A 16,913-nucleotide genomic window follows, 5' to 3' on the forward strand; every position below is an offset into this window, starting at 1 on the left:
GCCTAGTTCTTCGTGCGCACCTGGCGCACGTGGTTTTCCAGCTCGCTGAACGAGGGGCGTTCCGTGGCGGAAATGACCTTGCGGCCGAATTCCACGGCCAGCGCCGGGGCGTAGCCGTTCAGGCTTGCCAATAAGGTCACTTTCACGCATTGGTACATCTTCGCCGTTTCATGGTGCTTGCGGCGCAGCAAGCTCGCCAGCGGGGCGATGAAGCCGTAGGCCAGCAAAATGCCGATGAAGGTGCCCACCAGCGCCTGCGCGATCAGCACGCCCAGCTCGGCCGGCGGCAAGCCGACGGAGGCCATCGTATGCACGACGCCCATCACGGCGGCCACGATGCCGAAGGCGGGCATGGCGTCGGCCAGCTGCGAAATGGTCTGGATCGGCATTTCCGCATCTTCATGGTGCGTCTCGATCTCGTTATCCATCAGGTTTTCGATCTGGTAGGCGTCCATATTGCCCGACACCATCAGGCGCAGATAATCGGTGATGAATTCCAGGATGTGCTCGTCGCCGAGCGTGTATGGGTATTTCACGAAGATGGGGCTGCGGTAAGGGTCGTCGATATCGTCCTCGACCGACATCAGGCCTTCCTTGCGGATCTTGCTGAGGATTTCATACATCAGCCCCATCAGTTCCATGTAGCGCGCCTTCGTGTACTGCGAACCGTGGAACAGGGTGGGCAGGGCGGCGAACGTGGCGCGGATGGCCTTGGCGTCATTGCCGACAAAAAAAGTGCCCAGCGCGGCGCCGCCGATCATCAGCAGTTCCAGCGGCTGGAACAGGGCCGCCAGATGGCCCCCCTGCATGGCGAAACCGCCGAAGACGGAAAACAGCACGACGAGAAATCCGAGTATGACTAGCAAAACCTACTCCTTCATAATATTGCCATATCGCAATATTGTAGTGTAACCCGATTTGCCTGCATTGGCCGAGTCCGGCTGAAGCTGCTGGCCCAGAAAATTGATAAAAGCGCGCACTTTGGCGGGCAACTGGTGGCGGCTCGGGTAGTAGGCGTACAGGTCGGCCGGCGCCAGCGTGTAGTCGGCCAGCACCACGCGCAGGCGGCCGCTGTCGAGGTAGCGGGCCAGGTCCCATTCCGAGCGCAGCAGGATGCCGTGGCCGTCCAGGGCCCAGCCCAGCACCACGTCGCCATCGTTGCTGGCCACCGTGCCGCGCACCTTCACCGTGTGGGTGGCGCGGCCACGGCTCAAACGCCAGATGCCGTAGGCGTCGTCATTCTGCCGGTGCACGATGCAGCGGTGCCGCGCCAGCTCGTCGGGGGTGTGCGGCGTGCCGTGCGCCTGCAGATAGGCGGGCGAGGCGCACAGGAAGCGCCGGTTCGACATGATCTTGCGCGCCGACAAACGCGTGTCGGGCAGCTCGCCGAAACGGATGCCCAGGTCGTACGCCTGCTCGACCAGGTTGATGGGGCTGTCCGTCAGCTGCAGCTGCACTTCCAGCTGCGGGTGGCGCAGGGCGAATTGCGACAGCAGGGGCGCGATCACCGTGCGTCCGAAGCCCAGGGTGGCGTTGACGCGCAGTAATCCCTTCGGTTCCGCGCTGCCGCTGGCCAGCGATTCTTCCATGGCGCGGATGTCGTCGAGGATTTGCCGCGCCTGCTGCAGATAGCTTTCCCCGTCGCCCGTCAGGCTGATGCGCCGCGTGCTGCGGTTGAGCAGGCGCACGCCCAGGCGCTGCTCCATCAGCACCAATCGCTTGCTGACGGCGGGCGGTGTGATGCCCAGTTCGCGCGCCGTGGCCGACAGGCTGCCCAGCTTGGTCAGCAGCACAAAGAAAGCCATTTCCGTGGTGGCATCGCTTTTCATTATTAACCTCAAGTGAATAATGGTTTAAATTGGAATCGATTATATGACTCCATATCGCGGGTAAGCTGGCGTCATTGTTTTTCACCCACAGGAGACCAGCATGAAAATCGTCGAGATCCGCGAAAAAACCATCCCCATTTCTTCCCCCATCCGCAACGCCTACATCGATTTCACGAAGATGACCTTGAGCCTGGTGGCCGTCGTCACCGACGTGATGCGCGACGGCAAGCCCGTCGTCGGCTACGGCTTCAACTCGAACGGCCGCTACGGCCAGGGCATGCTGATGCGCGAGCGTTTCATTCCCCGCATCCTCGATGCCGATCCCGCCAGCCTCGTGGCGGATGACGGCGCCAACCTCGACCCGCACAAGGTGTGGGATTGCATGTACACCAATGAGAAGCCGGGCGGCCACGGCGAACGCTCGGTGGCCATCGGCACCATCGACATGGCCATCTGGGATGCCGTGGCGAAGATCGAGAACAAGCCGCTGTTCCAGCTGCTGGCCGAGCGCCACGGCACGGGCGTGGCCGACAAAAAAGTCTTTGTGTACGCCGCGGGCGGCTATTACTACCCGGGCCAGAGCCTGTCCGCCCTGCAGGACGAGATGCGCAGCTATATCGACCGCGGCTACACGGTGGTCAAGAAAAAGATCGGCGGCGCCTCGCTGGACGAGGACTTGCGCCGCATCGACGCCATCATGGAGGTGCTGCAGGATGGACAGAAGCTGTGCGTGGACGCCAACGGTCGCTTCGACCTCGATACCTCGATCGCCTACGCCAAGGCGCTGCGCCAGTACGACCTGTTCTGGTACGAGGAGGCGGGCGACCCGCTCGACTTCGAGCTGCAGGCCACCCTGCGCAGCTATTACGACAAGCCGATGGCGACGGGGGAAAACCTGTTTTCCATGCAGGATGCGCGCAACCTGATCCGCTACGGCGGCATGCGCGCCGACCGCGACTGGCTGCAGTTCGACTGCGCCCTCAGCTACGGCCTGGTGGAATATTTGCGCACGCTGGACATGCTGCACCAGCACGGCTGGTCGCGCAGCCGCTGCATCCCGCACGGCGGCCACCAGATGTCCTTGAATATCGCGGCGGGCCTGGGCCTGGGCGGTAACGAATCGTATCCGGATTTGTTCCAGCCGTTCGGCGGCTTTCCCGATGGCGTACGCGTCGAAAATGGTCACATCACCATGCCGGACCTGGTGGGCATCGGCTTCGAGGGCAAGGCGAACCTGTATGCGGAAATGCGGGCGCTGAGCGGGCAATGACCTTACTCGCTGCGCTGCCAGAAGCGCAGCCGGTTGCCGAACGGGTCCGCCACTTCCAGGATGCGGCCCCAGTCCTCGTCGCGGATGCCGGGCCGCGCATACGGGTAATCCCTGGCCTGCAGCTCCGCGTGCAGGGCGGCGATGTCGCCGACGGGGATCAGCAGCGCCGCGCCGGGCGTGGCGTCGCCGTAGTGCTCGCTCAAGTGCAGCACGAGATCGCCGCGCGTCAATTGCAGGTACAGCGGCGCCGTGGGCTCGAAACGGTGTTCCCAGTCCAGGGTAAAACCGAGGAAATCGAGGTAGAACTCGCGTGCCTTGGCTTCGGAAAAGCTGCGCAGGATGGGGATGGCGGGGGACAGCTGCATGGCGGCCCTTTCCATAAAAGTGGCAAGATCCCTATTCTAGCCTCAGGCCAGCGCCTGCCGCTTCACCTGTGCGGCGGGACTGGTCTTCTCCCAGCGGAACAGCCACATGATGATCAGCTTGGTCGTGGCGCTGACGCAGGCCAGCAGCAGCAGGGGCCAGCCCGTCTCCGGGCCCATGACGCAGGCGAAGAAGATGGTGCTGGCATCCATCGCCAGGATGAACTGGCTCATCGTCAGGGACACGGCGCCCGTCCTGCCCGAGCGCCAGATCAGGCGGATCTGGTGCGCATAGCCCTGCGCCAGCAGCATGGTGACGGCGACGATCAGGCTTTGTGAGAGCACGCGCTTTTCGTCCGTGAAGGTGGGGCCGAAGGCCAGTCCCGCCACGCCGGCGCCCAGCAGCAGCGCGCAGGCCAGCAGCGCATGGCGCGCCGCCAGGCTGCGGCGGTCGCGGTCGATCTCATACAGGATGGCCAGCGCGATCAGCGAAGCGATCAGGCGCGGCCAGACGATGTAGTGGTTGAACGGCGTGATCGAATAGCCATACACAAAGAACGCGCAGTAGGCGAGGAAGCTGACGGTGAACTGGTTGAGCGACAGGATGTCCGTCGTCTTGCCGGCGCCGACCCTGGCATCGTGCTTGCGCTGCCAGATCTTTTTCAGCTGCGACCACAGGCCAAGCAGGCTGACGACGATGAAGAGCGAGTTGAGGCTGCCGGCGAGGGCGTAGAGCGCTTGATGCTGCAAGGTGTCACCTGAATGTCGTGGTTGTTACCGGGTTGTGATGGCTGCGGCCGGATTGGCCGGCCCGGCGCCAACGACGATGCGCGCCTCGGCGGCGGCAATCTTGATGCTCAGGTCGCTCATGAACACGCACGAGAGGTCCGTGCAGTCTTCGCCCGGTGCATGCGACGCGACGCCATCCATGTCATCGCGCATGGCATTCCACATGAAGCCGATGGAGGAAAGGCATTTATCTCCGTTGACGTGCTCACCGTCGCCGGATTCCCGGATTTTCAGCACATGCACGCCTTCGCAGACCAGCGTCAGCGCAGGTGGCATGCCGGGCCGGACCCAGTCGCCGTTACTGCGTACCCAATGCAGCTGCAGCTGCCGCACGGCGATGCGGTAGTCGATATGTGCGAATTCGTAATCGTTGTGCAGGTCAAGTTCTTGCCCTTCAAGCAAGATTTTAGTGCAGCCCTTGACGATGGAAAAACCTTGGAGTTGCATGCGCAGGCAGAATTGATTGCAAAAGAAATCATTATGCCATCGAAATAATATGGTGCGCCTGTCCCAGGACAGGCCGGCACGTCCGAAATACTTGCACATCTTCACTTGCCTCTATAATTGAGGCATGACTTTCTTATCACATCGTGCCCGCTCCGTGCTGGGCACCCTCGGCAAAATGGCCGTTTCCCTGATTCTCCTGTTGACTGCACTGTGGGGCGCGCTGGCGCTGTGGTACCAGCTGTCCGGCGGCATGGCGGCGCAAGCCATCGGCGCGCTGCTGTGGGGCGCGCTGGGCGTGGCCAGCATCGCGCTGTGGTGGACGCGCGGCGACGCGCGCGTGCTGCTGCCATATGCGGCCGGCTTTATCCTGCTGCTCGTGTGGTGGAGCCTGATCGCGCCGAAACAGCAGCGCGTGTGGGCCGACGACGTGGCGCGCAATGTGACGGGCACGGTGAAGGGCAGCACCGTCACCCTGGACAATGTGCGCAATTTCGACTGGCGCAGCGACGACGACTACACGGTGAAGTGGGAGCAGCGCAGCTACGACCTCGACGAGCTGCGCACGGTGGACACGGCCCTGTCGTACTGGACGGGGCCCTACATCGCGCATACGCTGATCTCGTTCGGCTTCGCCGACGGGCGCTTTTTGACGTTTTCCATCGAGATCCGCAAGGAAAAGGGTGAGAGCTTTTCCGCCATCGGCGGCTTTTTCAAGCATTTCGAGATGAGCCTGATCGCCGCCGACGAGCGCGACATCCTGCGCGTGCGCACGAATGCGCGCGGCGAGGACATGCATCTGTATCGCGTGATGATGCCGAAAGCGGCCATGCGCTCGCTGTTCCTCGCCTACCTGGACGAGGCGCAGGCGCTGAAGGCGCAGCCGCAGTTCTACAACACGCTGACGGCCAACTGCACCACCATCGTCTTCGAGATGGTGCGCCGCATCGTGCCGGGCCTGCCGCTCGATTACCGGCTGATGGCCTCGGGCTACCTGGACCGCTACCTGTTCGACGTCCAGGGCCTGGTGCCGGGCCAGACCTTCCAGCAGCTGCGCGATGGCGGTCACGTCACGGCGCGCGCGCGGGCCGCCAACGACGATGCGGACTTTTCGCACGCGATCCGGCGCGGCATGCCGGGCTACGATGACGCGGGTTTTCCGGCGCTGCAAATGCCCAAGCAATGATCTACTGTCGCAACGACGCTCAATCAAACCGTAGCGAGCGGAAGGAAGAGGTGGCCGAGAAGCGGAACTGTACGAATAGTACAGTGAGCATCTCAGGCCGCCTATGCCGACGCGCAGCAGGTTTGGTTGGGCGTTAACGGTCATTGCCTTATACTGTCGTTATTCCGACCGGCCGCACATTGCGGCCGGTCTCACTTTACGAATAAAGAAGGCCCGCTATGCCATTTTCCTCCTTGGGTCTGATTCCCGCCCTGGTCCGCGCCGTCGACAAGGCCGGCTATGCCGCACCGACGGCCATCCAGGCGGCCGCCATTCCCGCCATCCTGCGCGGCAGCGACGTGCTGGGCGCGGCGCAGACGGGTTCCGGCAAGACGGCCGCCTACGCGCTGCCGCTGCTGCAGGCGCTGATGGCGCCCGCTTCCGGCCCGCGCCAGGTGCGCGCGCTGATCCTCGTGCCCACGCGCGAGCTGGCCGCGCAGGTGGGGCAGACGGTGCACGCGCTGGCCAAGCCGCTGCCGGTCAAGCTGAAGATTTCCGTGCTGTTCGGCGGCGTGTCGATCAATCCGCAGATGATGGACTTGCGCGGCGGCGCCGATATCGTCGTCGCCACGCCGGGCCGCTTGCTGGACCTGGTGCGGCAAAATGCCGTGAAGCTGGGCGGTGTGTCGCTGTGCGTGCTCGACGAAGCGGACCGCTTGCTCGACATGGGCTTTAGCGAGGAAATCAACGCCATCCTGGCGCTGCTGCCCAAACAGCGGCAAAACCTGTTTTTCTCCGCCACCTTCCCCGACAGCGTGCAGGCGCTGGCCGACAGCCTGCTCACGGACCCCGTGCGCATCGAGGTGGCGTCCGAACCGCAGGACAAGCCTGACATCGTGCAGCGCGCCATCACCGTCGACGTGCCGCGCCGCACGCAGCTGCTGCGCTACCTGATCCTGCAGCAGCAGTGGGAGCGGGTGCTGGTGTTCGTCGCCACCAAGTACGCAGCCGAACACGTGGCCGACAAGCTGCAGCGCGCGGGCCTGCACGTGGGCGCCTTCCACGGCGAATTCAGCCAGGGCACGCGCAGCCAGCTGCTGGCCGACTTCAAGGCTTGCCGGCTGCAGGTGCTGGTGGCCACCGACGTGGCCGCGCGCGGCATCGACATCGCCGGCCTGCCCGCCGTCGTCAACTACGACTTGCCCCGTTCGGCCGTCGACTACACGCACCGCATCGGCCGCACGGGCCGCGCCGGCGAAAGCGGCACGGCCATCAGTTTCGTGACGGCCGACACGGAAGCGCATTTCCGCCTGATCGAAAACCGCAACGACTTGCGCATCGTGCGCGAAGTGGTGGCCGGTTTCGAGCCGACGGAACTGCCCGCGCCCGCGAACCCCGTCACGGACACGGTGAACGGCGGCGTGAAGGGTGCGCGCAAGAGCAAGAAGGACAAATCGCGCGAGGCGGCTGCCATGGCGGCGAAGGCGGCCGAAGGCAATTAAATCGGCCTTATGTGCGCTAGCCGCTTGAACAGTCACGCTTCCCGGACTAAGATTGTGTTTCTATAAAGCAAGGGGACGGGAATGCACATGACATTCATCAAACGCGCGGGTGCTTTGGCTGGCGCGCTGGCGCTGGCCGGTTGCGCCGGCATGGGCGGCAACAGTGACAGCACCGGCATGCAGATGCCGGGCAAGACGCCGGCCGATGCCGCCGTGGCCGCCACCTGGTACAACCCGCCCAGCGAATTTCCCGGCATTTGCCTGACCCAGTTAAAGGATGGCAGCCTGCGTTTCGACGGCGGCTTTGCCTTCTTCAATCCGGGCCGCTGGACGTATGACGCGGCCACGTCCGAACTGCGTCTGCAACTGGCGCCGACCCCATCATTGGAACTGTCGCACGCGCAAACGGTGCTGCACAAGAACCTGCTGAGGGTCGAGGCCACCAAGAACACGCTGGTGTACGCCGTGAAGGCGGACACGCAAGCCATCGGCCTGGGCGGCTTTGTGTTTTACCGCGACACGCCTTGTCCGGCGCGGCGCGGATAAGTTCTATGGCGGAATATTTAGTCGTATAATTTCAACGCAGGCTGGCTGCCGCGCAAGACTGACTTGCGCGGCGGATTTTCCCTCCAGGCAAGCTCCGATATCGCCATGGCGATGAGAGGTGGTCCGATGGATTTGCATGACGAGCATGGCATGCCGGGTACGGCGGTGCTGGCGGCGGACGCCGGGCAGCAGGCCGCGGCGCCGCCGCGCACCTTGCTGCTGGTCGACGACGAGCCGAATATCCTCGCTTCCCTCAAGCGCCTGCTGCGGCGCGATGGCTACCATATCCTCACGGCCGGCAGCGGCCAGGAAGGGCTGGAGGTGCTGGCCAGCCATGCGGTCGACGTGATCGTGTCGGACCAGCGCATGCCGGGCATGCTGGGCGCCGATTTCCTGCGCAAGGCCAAGCTGCTGTGTCCGCAAACCATCCGCATCATGCTGTCGGGCTATACCGAATTGCAGGCCGTCACGGACGCAGTCAACGAGGGCGCCATCTTCAAGTTCCTCACCAAGCCCTGGGAAGACCATCAGTTGCGCGAGCATATCGCCGAAGCGTTTCGCCTGAAGGGCATCGACGACGACAATGTGCGCCTCAATACCCAGTTGCGCGATGTCAACCAGGCGCTGGCGGCGGCCAATGCCGCCATGCAGGCGCTGGTGCGCCAGCAGCAGCACCAGATCAGCCGCGACGAGGTCAGCCTGGGCATCGCGCGCGAATTGCTGCAATTTCTGCCGCTGCCCGTGATCGGGCTCGACGAGGACGGCATGATCGCCTTCATCAACGCGGCGGCGGCCAACCTGTTCGAGCGGGGCGCGGCCCTGCTGGGCAACGAGGCGGCGATCGTCTTGCCGCAGCTGTTCGACGGGCAGGGCGCGCCCCGCCTGGCCGCCATCGATGGCCAGCCTTACGCCGTGGCGGTCCACCCCATGGGCCTGCATTCGCGTTCGCGCGGCAGCCTGGTAACCTTGAGCCGTCATGGAGTGGCTACATGATTGAAAGCGGACGTGAGATTTCCATGGAGCAGGCGCAGGAAGGCATGGTGCTGGCGCAGGCGCTGAACGACGCCAGCGGCGCCGTGCTGCTGGCCCAGGGCGCCACCCTGACGGCTGCGAACCTGACGGCCTTGCGCCGGCGCAATGTGGAGCGCTGCCATGTCGTCATGGACGAGGCACCCGACCCCGCCGCGCAGGCGCATGCCGAGCAGGAAAGGGCGCGCCGCCTGGAACGGCTGGCCGTGCTGTTCCGCGCCACGCCGCCCGATTCCGCCGGGGCCGAACTGCTGGCGCTGCTGCAGCGCTACCGGCAAGGGGGCGCGGCATGACACGGCTCAGTTTTGAACATATCATCCGCCAGATACAGGAACTGCCTTCGCTGCCGGTGGTCGTGCTGGAACTGCTGTCGAGCATGGACCAGGACGACACGGACGTGCATGTGCTGGCGCAAAAGATCGAGCTGGACCAGGGCCTGGCGGCGAAGACCCTGCGCATCGCCAATTCCTCGTTCTACGGCATGCAATCGAAGGTCACCAGCATTCCGCAAGCCGTTTCCGTGCTGGGCTTTCACAGCATCCGCACCGTCGTCACGGCGTGCGCCCTGACGGGCAGCTTCGCACCGGTGAGCGGCGGCTTCGATTTCCAGGCGTTCTGGCGCCATTCGCTGGCCACGGCCATCGCCGCGCGCCTGCTGGCGCCGCACCTGCGCGTCAATCCCGAAACGGCATTCACGGCCGGCCTGCTGCATGACCTGGGCACCCTGGTGCTGGTGACGCGCTTTCCGGCCGAGCACGCGCTCGTGCGCAGCTACCGCCAGGCGCACGACTGCCAGATGGCCGAGGCGGAACTGGCCGTCATCGGCATCGATCACGCGCAGGTGGGCAGCGCCCTGGCCGCCTACTGGAAGTTTCCCGAGGCGATACAGCAGGCGGTGGCCGACCACCACGCCATCGACCGGCTGGAAGCGGGCGGCCTGCCGCTGGCCGTGCACATGGCCAATGCCGTCGCCCTGGCGCTCGACCTGGCCGGCGTCGACGATGCGCTGGTGCCGCCCCTGTCGCCGGCGGGCTGGCGCAGCATCGCCCTGGACGAGCAGGCCTGGCTGGCGCTGCTGGCGCAAACCGAACACACCTTCGATGAAATGTCGCGGATCATGCTGGCATGAACAGGATAGAGGCCATGGAAAAAGATGCAGGACAGGCGCTGCCCGCCATGCCGGAACGCCGCCAGGGCGATTCCATCGCGCTATCGGCGTTTTTCGACGGCCATCCCGTGGCCACCTTCGCCATCAATACGGAGCACGTGGTGACGCACTGGAACAGCGCCTGCGAACAGCTGCTGGGCTTTACGGCCGCCGAGATGGTCGGCACGCGCGACCACTGGAAGGCGTTTTATCCGCAGCCGCGCGCCTGCCTGGCCGACCTGCTGGTGGCCGACGATATCGCGCTCGGCGAAAACGACCTCTACCTTGGCAAGCTGAAGCGCTCCCCCGTGATCCCCGGCGCCTACGAGGCCGAGGATTTCTTTGCCGATATCGGCCCCGACGGCCACTGGCTGCATTTCACGGCGGCGCCCCTGCGCGACCGCCAGGGCCGACTGGTGGGCGCCATCGAAACCCTGCGCGACGTGAGCGAGCGGCGCCTGGCGGAACTGGCGCTGCGCAAGGCGCACGACAACCTGGAGCACCTGGTGGCCAAGCGCACGGCCCAGCTTGCCGAAATGAACGAGCGCCTGGCCGACGACATCCGCCAGCGCCAGATCGCCGATCTGGAACTGCGCGAGCGCAACCTGGCCCTGACGGAATTGAACAGCAAGCTGTCGCTGGCCCAGCAAAAGCTGCTGCAGTCGGAAAAGCTGGCCTCGATCGGGCAGCTGGCCGCCGGCGTGGCGCACGAGATCAACAATCCCATCGGCTATGTGTTTTCCAATGTCGGCACCCTGGAAGGCTATCTGGATGACCTGTTCAGCATGCTCGACGCCTACGAGGACGCCGAGCCGGCCGTCGCCGACCCCGTGGTGGCGGCGCGCCTGCGCGCGCTGCGCGAACAGATCGACCTGGACTTCCTGCGCACTGACATTCCCATGCTGATGGGCGAGTCGAAGGAAGGCATTGCGCGCGTGCGCCGCATCGTGCAGGACCTGAAGGATTTTTCGCGCACGGATGCGCACCAGGAGTGGGTCTGGGCCGACTTGCGCCAGGGCATCGATACCACGCTCAACATCGTGAACAACGAGGTCAAGTACAAGGCCGACGTGGTGCGCGAGTATGGCGACATTCCCGACATCGAATGCCAGCCTTCCGAGCTGAATCAGGTGATCATGAACCTGGTCGTCAACGCGGCCCACGCCATGGGCGAGGCGCGCGGACGCATCACGCTGCGCACGGGCAGCGACAACGCCACGGAAGTGTGGATCGAGGTCGAGGATACGGGCGGCGGCATCGCGCCCGAACACCTGTCGCGCATCTTCGATCCGTTCTTCACCACCAAGGCCGTCGGCAAGGGCACGGGGCTGGGCCTGTCGCTGGCCTACACGACGGTGCAAAAACACCATGGCCGCATCGACGTGCGCAGCATCATCGGCCGCGGCACCACCTTCCGCATCACCTTGCCCGTGCGCCAGGCGCAGGCCGTTGCACCATGACCGAACAGGACAGCATGAGCACAAGTACCAGCGCCAGCACCGCGGCCGCGCCGCCCACCATCCTGTGCGTCGACGACGAACCGAATATCCTGTCGTCGCTGCGCCGGCTGTTCCGCCCGCACGGCTACCGCGTGCTGACGGCCGACGGCGGCGCGGCCGGCCTGGCCCTGCTCGAGAGCGAGACGGTGGACCTGGTCATTTCCGACATGCGCATGCCGCACATGGATGGCGCGCAGTTCCTGGCGCAGGTGCGCCAGCGCTGGCCCGGCACCATACGCCTGCTGCTGACCGGCTACGCCGACATCCAGTCCATCCTCGACGCCATCAACCAGGGCGAAATCTATCGCTACGTGACCAAGCCGTGGGACGAGAACGATATCGTGCTGGTGGTGCGCCACGCGCTGGAACGGCGCGCGCTGGAACAGGAAAAGCTGCGCCTGGAAGCGCTGACGGCCAGCCAGAACGTGGAGCTGCAGGCGCTCAACGCCAGCCTGGAAGCGAAGGTGGCCACGCGCACGCAGCAGCTGAAACAGTCGCACGACGAGGTGCAGGCGGCCAACGAGCGCCTGAAGGCCACGTTCGTGACGACGATCAAGGTGTTTTCCAACCTGATTGAAATGCGCGGCGGCAAGCTGGCCGGCCATGCGCGGCGGGTGGCGGAACTGTCGCGCAAGTTGGCGCAGGCGCTGGGCCTGGAAGGGCAGGAAGCGCGCGACGTGTTCATCGCCGCCCTGCTCAAGGATATCGGCAAGCTCAGCCTGAGCGACGACGTACTGGAATTGCCGGCCAGCGCCTGGACGGGCGAGCAGCTGGCCGCGTTCCGCAAGCATCCGCTGCGCGCCGAACAGCTGCTGATGGCGCTCGACGAGCTGCGCGCCGTCTCCGTCATCCTGCGCTCGCAGCTGGAGCGCTTCGACGGCGGCGGTTTTCCCGATGGCCTGGTGGGCCTGGCCATTCCCATGGGCGCGCGCATCCTGGCGCTGGCTTCCGACTACGACGGCTTGCAGATCGGCGCCATGGTGCAGCGCAGCCTGCGCGCCGACGAGGCCCGCACCCTGATCTACGACAGCGTGGGCAAGCGCTACGACCCGGCCGTGGTGGCCGCTTTCCGCAGCATCATGGACGAGACGGAGCCGCCGTCGCGCGACCTGACCGTGCTGTCGGGCCAGCTGGAACCGGGCATGGTGCTGTCGCGCGACCTGATCAGCCGCGACGGCCTGATGCTGCTGGCGGCCGAACACGTGCTGACGGCCCGCGTGATCGCGCAGCTGCTCGATTTCGAAGGCAAGAATGGCGGACGCCTGAGCATCCGCGTGTACGCGCCCGTGAAGGAAGCCTAGGGCGCTGCCTGGGCCGCGGGCGGCGCGACGGGCAGGTGCACGGTAAAGCGCGTGCCCTGGCCCACTTCCGACGCCACTTCGATGCGTCCGCCGTGCTTGTTGACGATGCCGTATGACAGCGACAGGCCCAGGCCCGTGCCGCTGCCCACGGCCTTGGTGGTGAAGAACGGCTCGAAGATGCGGTTCAGGTGCTCGGGCGCGATGCCGGCGCCCGTGTCGCCGATCTCCACCCACACCCAGTCGCCCGCGTGGCCCGTGCGGATGCTGATCACGCCGTCGCTGCTGATGGCCTGGCCCGCGTTGACGAGCAGGTTCATGAACACCTGGTTCAGCTGCGAGGCCAGGCACAGTATCTGCGGCAGCTCGCCATAGTGCTTCTCGATGCGCGCCTTGTATTTCAATTCGTTGGCGACGATATTGAGGGTGCTGTCCAGGCCCGCATGCAGGCTGGCCACTTGCCAGTCCGTCTCGCCCACGTGGGAAAAATCCTTCAGCGCCTGCACGATGTCGCGCACGCGCTTCAAGCCATCCATCGACTCGCGCACCAGGTCTCCGATGTCGTCCTGCAGGAAGGCCAGGTCGGCCTGGCCGCGCACCTGGGTCACTCTGTCGGCCAGGGCGGGGCCGTCGAGCGGCTCGCGCATCGCCGCTTCATACTGGGCGATGACGTCGAACAGGGTGCCGACATAGCCTTGCAGCGAACTCATGTTGGAGTTGACGAAACCGATCGGGTTGTTGATTTCATGCGCGATGCCGGCCGCCAGCTGGCCGATGGAGGCCATCTTTTCCGATTGCAGCAGCTGGTCGTGCGCCTCCTGCAACTTGCTGATCAGTAGTTGCTGCTCCTCGCCGCGCGCCTGCAGCATCGCTTCCATGCGCTTGCGTTCCGTGATATCCGTCAGCGAACCGATCACCTCGAACGGCACGCCGTGCTCGTCGCGCACGAGGCGCAGGCTGTCGTGCATCCACAGGTAGCTGCCGTCGCGCACGCGGAAACGGTATTCATAGGCGCGCGCGCCTTCGACGAAGATCTGCGCCAGGCTGGAAAAGATGCCGGGCGCATCGTCGGGGTGGATGTGGTCGAACCAGAAATTGGGGTCGGCCACCATCTCCTCGGGCTGGTAGCCCAGCACATTCAAGGCATTGTTGCTGACAAAGGTCATCTTGAAGTCGCCGCTGGGCACGGTGCAATAGATGATGGAAGGCGTATTGTCGAGCAGGTATTGCAGGCGCACCGCCGTGTCCGCCGACGCGTCGGCATCAGGCGCCGCCCCGGCATGCCGGCCGGTATCGGGGGTGGAAAGGTCGAAATCCTCGAACTGCATCGTCACACCTCGCTGCCTGCACGGCATAGCTGTCATCCTGGCTGAATTATGCCTGACTATGCCTGATTCCGCCTGCTTTGGGCCGCCATCGGCGCGCTCAGGGGGCCAGCGGCTGTTCGACGATCGCCATGCGCCGCGCGATGCGCTGCGCCGCTTGCGTGTCGCCCGCCTGTTCGGCGCGCAGGCGCTGCACGCCCAGCCACGCCAGCAGCGGACGGCGCCAGCCCTGGTCCGAGGCGGTGGCCACGGCCGTGTCGAGCAATTCCGGCGTGGCGCGGCCCGAGCGCAGCAGCACGCCGGCCGCCACCAGCTGCGACAGCGGGTCCTTGATGGCCGCCACGGCGCTGGCGGCGGCCGTGTCGGAGCCGGCGCCGGCTGCCTCCCGCTGCGCTTCCGGCAGCAGGGCGACGTCGGCCCCTTGCGCCTTGCCGGCCAGGTAAGCCGCATACGCGCGGTCGGCGTCGTTCGCGTCCGCCTGCAGGGCGTCGAAGCCGGCGCAGTCATCGAAGGCCAGGCTGGCCACGCGCGCGGCGCAGCGCAGCAGTTCGATGCGCGCCACCAGTTCGAGCTTGCCCGTGCCCGCCACCTGACTGCGGGCGCGGCGGAATTCCGTCTGCTCGACCAGCGCGTTGCCATTCAGGTAGGCGGCCTGGAAGCGTTCGACGGAACTTTGCGCATTCATCTTCCAGTCGGGCACGGGCGGGCCGCTGGAGCAGGCGGCAAGCAAGGTGGACAGCAGGGCGGCGAGGGCGGGGCGGGACATTTTCATGGCAGTTTGATCTCCGGATTGCGCTTGAACGGCCATTTGCGGTTGATGTCATTGACCAGCTGCTCGACCTTGCGCAGATTGCTTTCCACGTCCGCGCGCAGCGGGCCCAGGTCGGCGGTCGCCGCCTTGGCGTTGGCGCCCACGGCTTGCGCCTCGACCAGCACGGCGTCGACTTTTTTCAGGCTGTTGCGCGTGTCGGCCAGCAGCGCGTTCAGCTGCACGATGGTCGCTTGCGCATCCGTCATGACGCCCTTGTCGCCGAAGACGCGCGTATCGGCATTGGCCACCAGGCCATCCGTGCGGCGCGCCAGCTGGTCGGCCGTGACGAGCAGGGCGTTGGCCCGCTCGACCAGCAGGCGCGACTGCTTGTCGTCGCCCGTCAGCAAGCCCATGGCGCCGCCCGGGCCGCTCAGCTTGCCCGTCACGGCCTGCACGTTGCGCAAGGTGCCGTCGAGCGCGGAATCGCTGCCCGTCAGGCTGGCCACGTTGTTCAGCAAATCCTTGGCGGCGGCCAGCAGGCGGGGGATTTCCGCCGCCATGTCGCCCACCAGCAAGTCGCGCGTGGCGTCGTCGGGCAGCGGCGGGTCCGTCAGGATGCCGCTGTAGGCGCGCAGCTTGGCGCCGCCCACGATGCCCCGCTCCAGGGTGAAGATGGAGCTGCTGCGCAGCCAGTGCGCATCCTTGCGCGGCACGTCGACGATGACGCGCGCGCGGCCGTCCGGCGCCAGTTCGATGCGCTGCACGCGGCCGATGGGAAAGCCGGAAAAAGTCAGGTCGGCACCGACGCCCACGCCGTCGGAATCGTCGGCCGTCAGCACCAGGGTTTGCGTGGCTTCGAAGGCGCCGCGCGCATACATCAGGTAGACGACGGAGCCGACCACCAGCACGAACATGAAGATGAGCAGGATGGCCGCCTTCAGTTCGGCGTGGCGCACGGGCGGCGGCGCGGGCAATACGGCGTCTTGCGTGAGACCGGCGGGCGCCGTGACGTCGACCTGGTCGGGATTTTGCGGTTGGCTCATGGCTTCTGGCTCTCGTATGGGTGGTTCGGGATCGCTGGCGGTGGCGGGCGGGGCATCAGTAGTAATTGCCCATCAGCGAAGCCACTTCGACCAGCAGGATGACGGAAAACAGGCGCAGCATTTCGGACAGGCCGTGCGCGGCCCACAGGCGGTTGCGGCGGCCGTGCGGCTCTTCCGGGTAGTACGAGGAGGCCAGCGGAATCAGGGCCACGGCAAAGCTGAAGAAGATCACCTTGAGCATCAGGATCAGGGCCACGGCCGGATTGAAGATTTGCCCCACCACCCGCGTGTAGCCTTGCAGCGCCCACGGCGTGAAACCGTAGATGGTGAGATAGGCGAGGATCAGCGAGGTGACGCAGCTGACGATGGCCAGCATCCACACGGCGAAGATGCCGGACATGACGCGTGGAAAGTATTCGCGGCGCAGCAGGTCGACGCCCTGGCGCTGCATGGTATCGAGCATGCCGGACGAGCGCATTTGCGCGAACGCAATGCCGTCGGGCAGGGTCAGGCGCAGGGCCACGAACAGGGCGGCCGTCAGCGGTATCAGTTCCAGCACCAGCACGCGCACCACCATTTCCAGCGCGTAGCGCGACAGGCCGTAGCTTTGCGCGCTGACGACGACGATGCGGATCAGCACCAGGCTGACGAGCGCGCAGGCGACGCTGAACCACACGAGGTTGGGCGCCGTGTTCGTCACCAGCCGGTGCGCGAGGATGGGGCGGTTGTCGCGGTTATAGCTCGACGGCGACAGGGCCAGCGAAAACACGAGGATGGCGAAATGCAGCATGCGCCACCAGCTGACCAGCCAGGCCATGGTGGCCCGGTGCAGGCGGCGCAGGCTGATGATGAGGGAGACGGATAGGGTCATCATGGCATCTTAACATTGGATGCGTTCGATACAACTGATTGTC

General features: G+C 65.4%; 18 protein-coding genes. 9 read left to right on the plus strand and 9 right to left on the minus strand.

Features of this window, described 5'->3' with window-relative positions:
- Nucleotides 1-2: 2 nt before the first annotated feature.
- Both motA and ACQ4WQ_RS04585 read right to left on the minus strand, forming a co-directional pair.
- On the minus strand, nucleotides 3-866 hold the full coding sequence (gene motA, locus ACQ4WQ_RS04580) for a flagellar motor stator protein MotA (protein WP_070255446.1): 864 nt from the start codon (nucleotides 864-866) through the stop codon (nucleotides 3-5).
- Nucleotides 867-869: 3 nt separating this feature from the next.
- Nucleotides 870-1,829, minus strand: coding sequence for a LysR family transcriptional regulator (locus tag ACQ4WQ_RS04585; protein ID WP_436494982.1), 960 nt, complete (start codon nucleotides 1,827-1,829; stop codon nucleotides 870-872).
- A gap of 100 nt (nucleotides 1,830-1,929) precedes the next feature.
- On the opposite strand from ACQ4WQ_RS04585, the gene ACQ4WQ_RS04590 reads away from it, so the two are divergent.
- The gene (locus ACQ4WQ_RS04590) at nucleotides 1,930-3,099 is read left to right on the plus strand and encodes a mandelate racemase/muconate lactonizing enzyme family protein (RefSeq protein ID WP_436494984.1); all 1,170 of its coding nucleotides are present in this window, start codon (nucleotides 1,930-1,932) and stop codon (nucleotides 3,097-3,099) included.
- Between the two features lie 2 nt (nucleotides 3,100-3,101).
- On the opposite strand, the gene ACQ4WQ_RS04595 is transcribed toward ACQ4WQ_RS04590, so the two are convergent.
- From ACQ4WQ_RS04595 to ACQ4WQ_RS04605, 3 genes are read right to left on the minus strand one after another with little or no spacing between them, the layout of a single operon-like run.
- Nucleotides 3,102-3,464 (minus strand): glyoxalase superfamily protein, encoded by a 363-nt coding sequence (locus ACQ4WQ_RS04595; RefSeq protein WP_436494986.1) that lies wholly within the window; start codon nucleotides 3,462-3,464, stop codon nucleotides 3,102-3,104.
- Between the two features lie 42 nt (nucleotides 3,465-3,506).
- Nucleotides 3,507-4,211: a hypothetical protein gene (locus ACQ4WQ_RS04600; RefSeq protein ID WP_436494988.1), complete on the minus strand. Its 705-nt coding sequence runs from the start codon at nucleotides 4,209-4,211 to the stop codon at nucleotides 3,507-3,509.
- Between the two features lie 24 nt (nucleotides 4,212-4,235).
- Entirely contained in the window at nucleotides 4,236-4,796 is a 561-nt protein-coding gene (locus tag ACQ4WQ_RS04605) for a hypothetical protein (RefSeq protein ID WP_436494990.1), read from the minus strand.
- Nucleotides 4,797-4,821: 25 nt separating this feature from the next.
- On the opposite strand from ACQ4WQ_RS04605, the gene ACQ4WQ_RS04610 reads away from it, so the two are divergent.
- The 8 genes from ACQ4WQ_RS04610 (at nucleotide 4,822) to nosR (ending at nucleotide 12,883) form a co-directional block, all read left to right on the plus strand.
- Complete coding sequence (locus tag ACQ4WQ_RS04610) at nucleotides 4,822-5,880, plus strand: Lnb N-terminal periplasmic domain-containing protein (protein WP_436494992.1); 1,059 nt, start codon at nucleotides 4,822-4,824, stop codon at nucleotides 5,878-5,880.
- Between the two features lie 218 nt (nucleotides 5,881-6,098).
- A complete protein-coding gene (locus ACQ4WQ_RS04615; protein ID WP_436494994.1) occupies nucleotides 6,099-7,361 on the plus strand; it encodes a DEAD/DEAH box helicase in 1,263 nt (420 codons plus the stop codon).
- A gap of 87 nt (nucleotides 7,362-7,448) precedes the next feature.
- The gene (locus tag ACQ4WQ_RS04620; protein WP_436494996.1) at nucleotides 7,449-7,907 is read left to right on the plus strand and encodes a hypothetical protein; all 459 of its coding nucleotides are present in this window, start codon (nucleotides 7,449-7,451) and stop codon (nucleotides 7,905-7,907) included.
- 126 nt (nucleotides 7,908-8,033) lie between these two features.
- Entirely contained in the window at nucleotides 8,034-8,900 is an 867-nt protein-coding gene (locus ACQ4WQ_RS04625; protein WP_436494998.1) for a response regulator, read from the plus strand.
- The gene (locus ACQ4WQ_RS04630) at nucleotides 8,897-9,229 is read left to right on the plus strand and encodes a hypothetical protein (RefSeq protein ID WP_326459423.1); all 333 of its coding nucleotides are present in this window, start codon (nucleotides 8,897-8,899) and stop codon (nucleotides 9,227-9,229) included. The genes ACQ4WQ_RS04625 and ACQ4WQ_RS04630 overlap by 4 nt, the downstream gene beginning before the upstream one ends.
- On the plus strand, nucleotides 9,226-10,065 hold the full coding sequence (locus ACQ4WQ_RS04635; protein WP_326459422.1) for an HDOD domain-containing protein: 840 nt from the start codon (nucleotides 9,226-9,228) through the stop codon (nucleotides 10,063-10,065). Before ACQ4WQ_RS04630 ends, ACQ4WQ_RS04635 begins: the two co-directional genes overlap by 4 nt.
- A 14-nt stretch (nucleotides 10,066-10,079) precedes the next feature.
- A complete protein-coding gene (locus ACQ4WQ_RS04640) occupies nucleotides 10,080-11,543 on the plus strand; it encodes an ATP-binding protein (RefSeq protein WP_326459421.1) in 1,464 nt (487 codons plus the stop codon).
- A 14-nt stretch (nucleotides 11,544-11,557) separates the two neighbouring features.
- Nucleotides 11,558-12,883 carry a response regulator c-di-GMP phosphodiesterase, NosR family gene (gene nosR / locus ACQ4WQ_RS04645; RefSeq protein WP_436495001.1) on the plus strand — a complete coding sequence of 442 codons (1,326 nt, stop codon included), beginning with the start codon at nucleotides 11,558-11,560 and terminating at the stop codon, nucleotides 12,881-12,883.
- On the opposite strand, the gene ACQ4WQ_RS04650 is transcribed toward nosR, so the two are convergent.
- The 4 genes from ACQ4WQ_RS04650 to ACQ4WQ_RS04665 all read right to left on the minus strand — a co-directional run bounded on the left by ACQ4WQ_RS04650 (nucleotide 12,880) and on the right by ACQ4WQ_RS04665 (nucleotide 16,870).
- Nucleotides 12,880-14,208: an ATP-binding protein gene (locus tag ACQ4WQ_RS04650; protein ID WP_326459429.1), complete on the minus strand. Its 1,329-nt coding sequence runs from the start codon at nucleotides 14,206-14,208 to the stop codon at nucleotides 12,880-12,882. The genes nosR and ACQ4WQ_RS04650 overlap by 4 nt on opposite strands.
- A 97-nt stretch (nucleotides 14,209-14,305) precedes the next feature.
- Nucleotides 14,306-14,977, minus strand: a complete 672-nt coding sequence (locus tag ACQ4WQ_RS04655; protein WP_436495003.1) for a hypothetical protein — start codon at nucleotides 14,975-14,977, stop codon at nucleotides 14,306-14,308.
- Nucleotides 14,974-15,999: an MlaD family protein gene (locus ACQ4WQ_RS04660; protein WP_326459418.1), complete on the minus strand. Its 1,026-nt coding sequence runs from the start codon at nucleotides 15,997-15,999 to the stop codon at nucleotides 14,974-14,976. The genes ACQ4WQ_RS04655 and ACQ4WQ_RS04660 overlap by 4 nt, the downstream gene beginning before the upstream one ends.
- A gap of 55 nt (nucleotides 16,000-16,054) precedes the next feature.
- A complete protein-coding gene (locus ACQ4WQ_RS04665) occupies nucleotides 16,055-16,870 on the minus strand; it encodes an MlaE family ABC transporter permease (RefSeq protein WP_326459428.1) in 816 nt (271 codons plus the stop codon).
- Nucleotides 16,871-16,913 lie beyond the last annotated feature (43 nt).

It is taken from the genome of Janthinobacterium goodfellowi, from assembly GCF_051380695.1.
Lineage (GTDB): Bacteria > Pseudomonadota > Gammaproteobacteria > Burkholderiales > Burkholderiaceae_D > Janthinobacterium.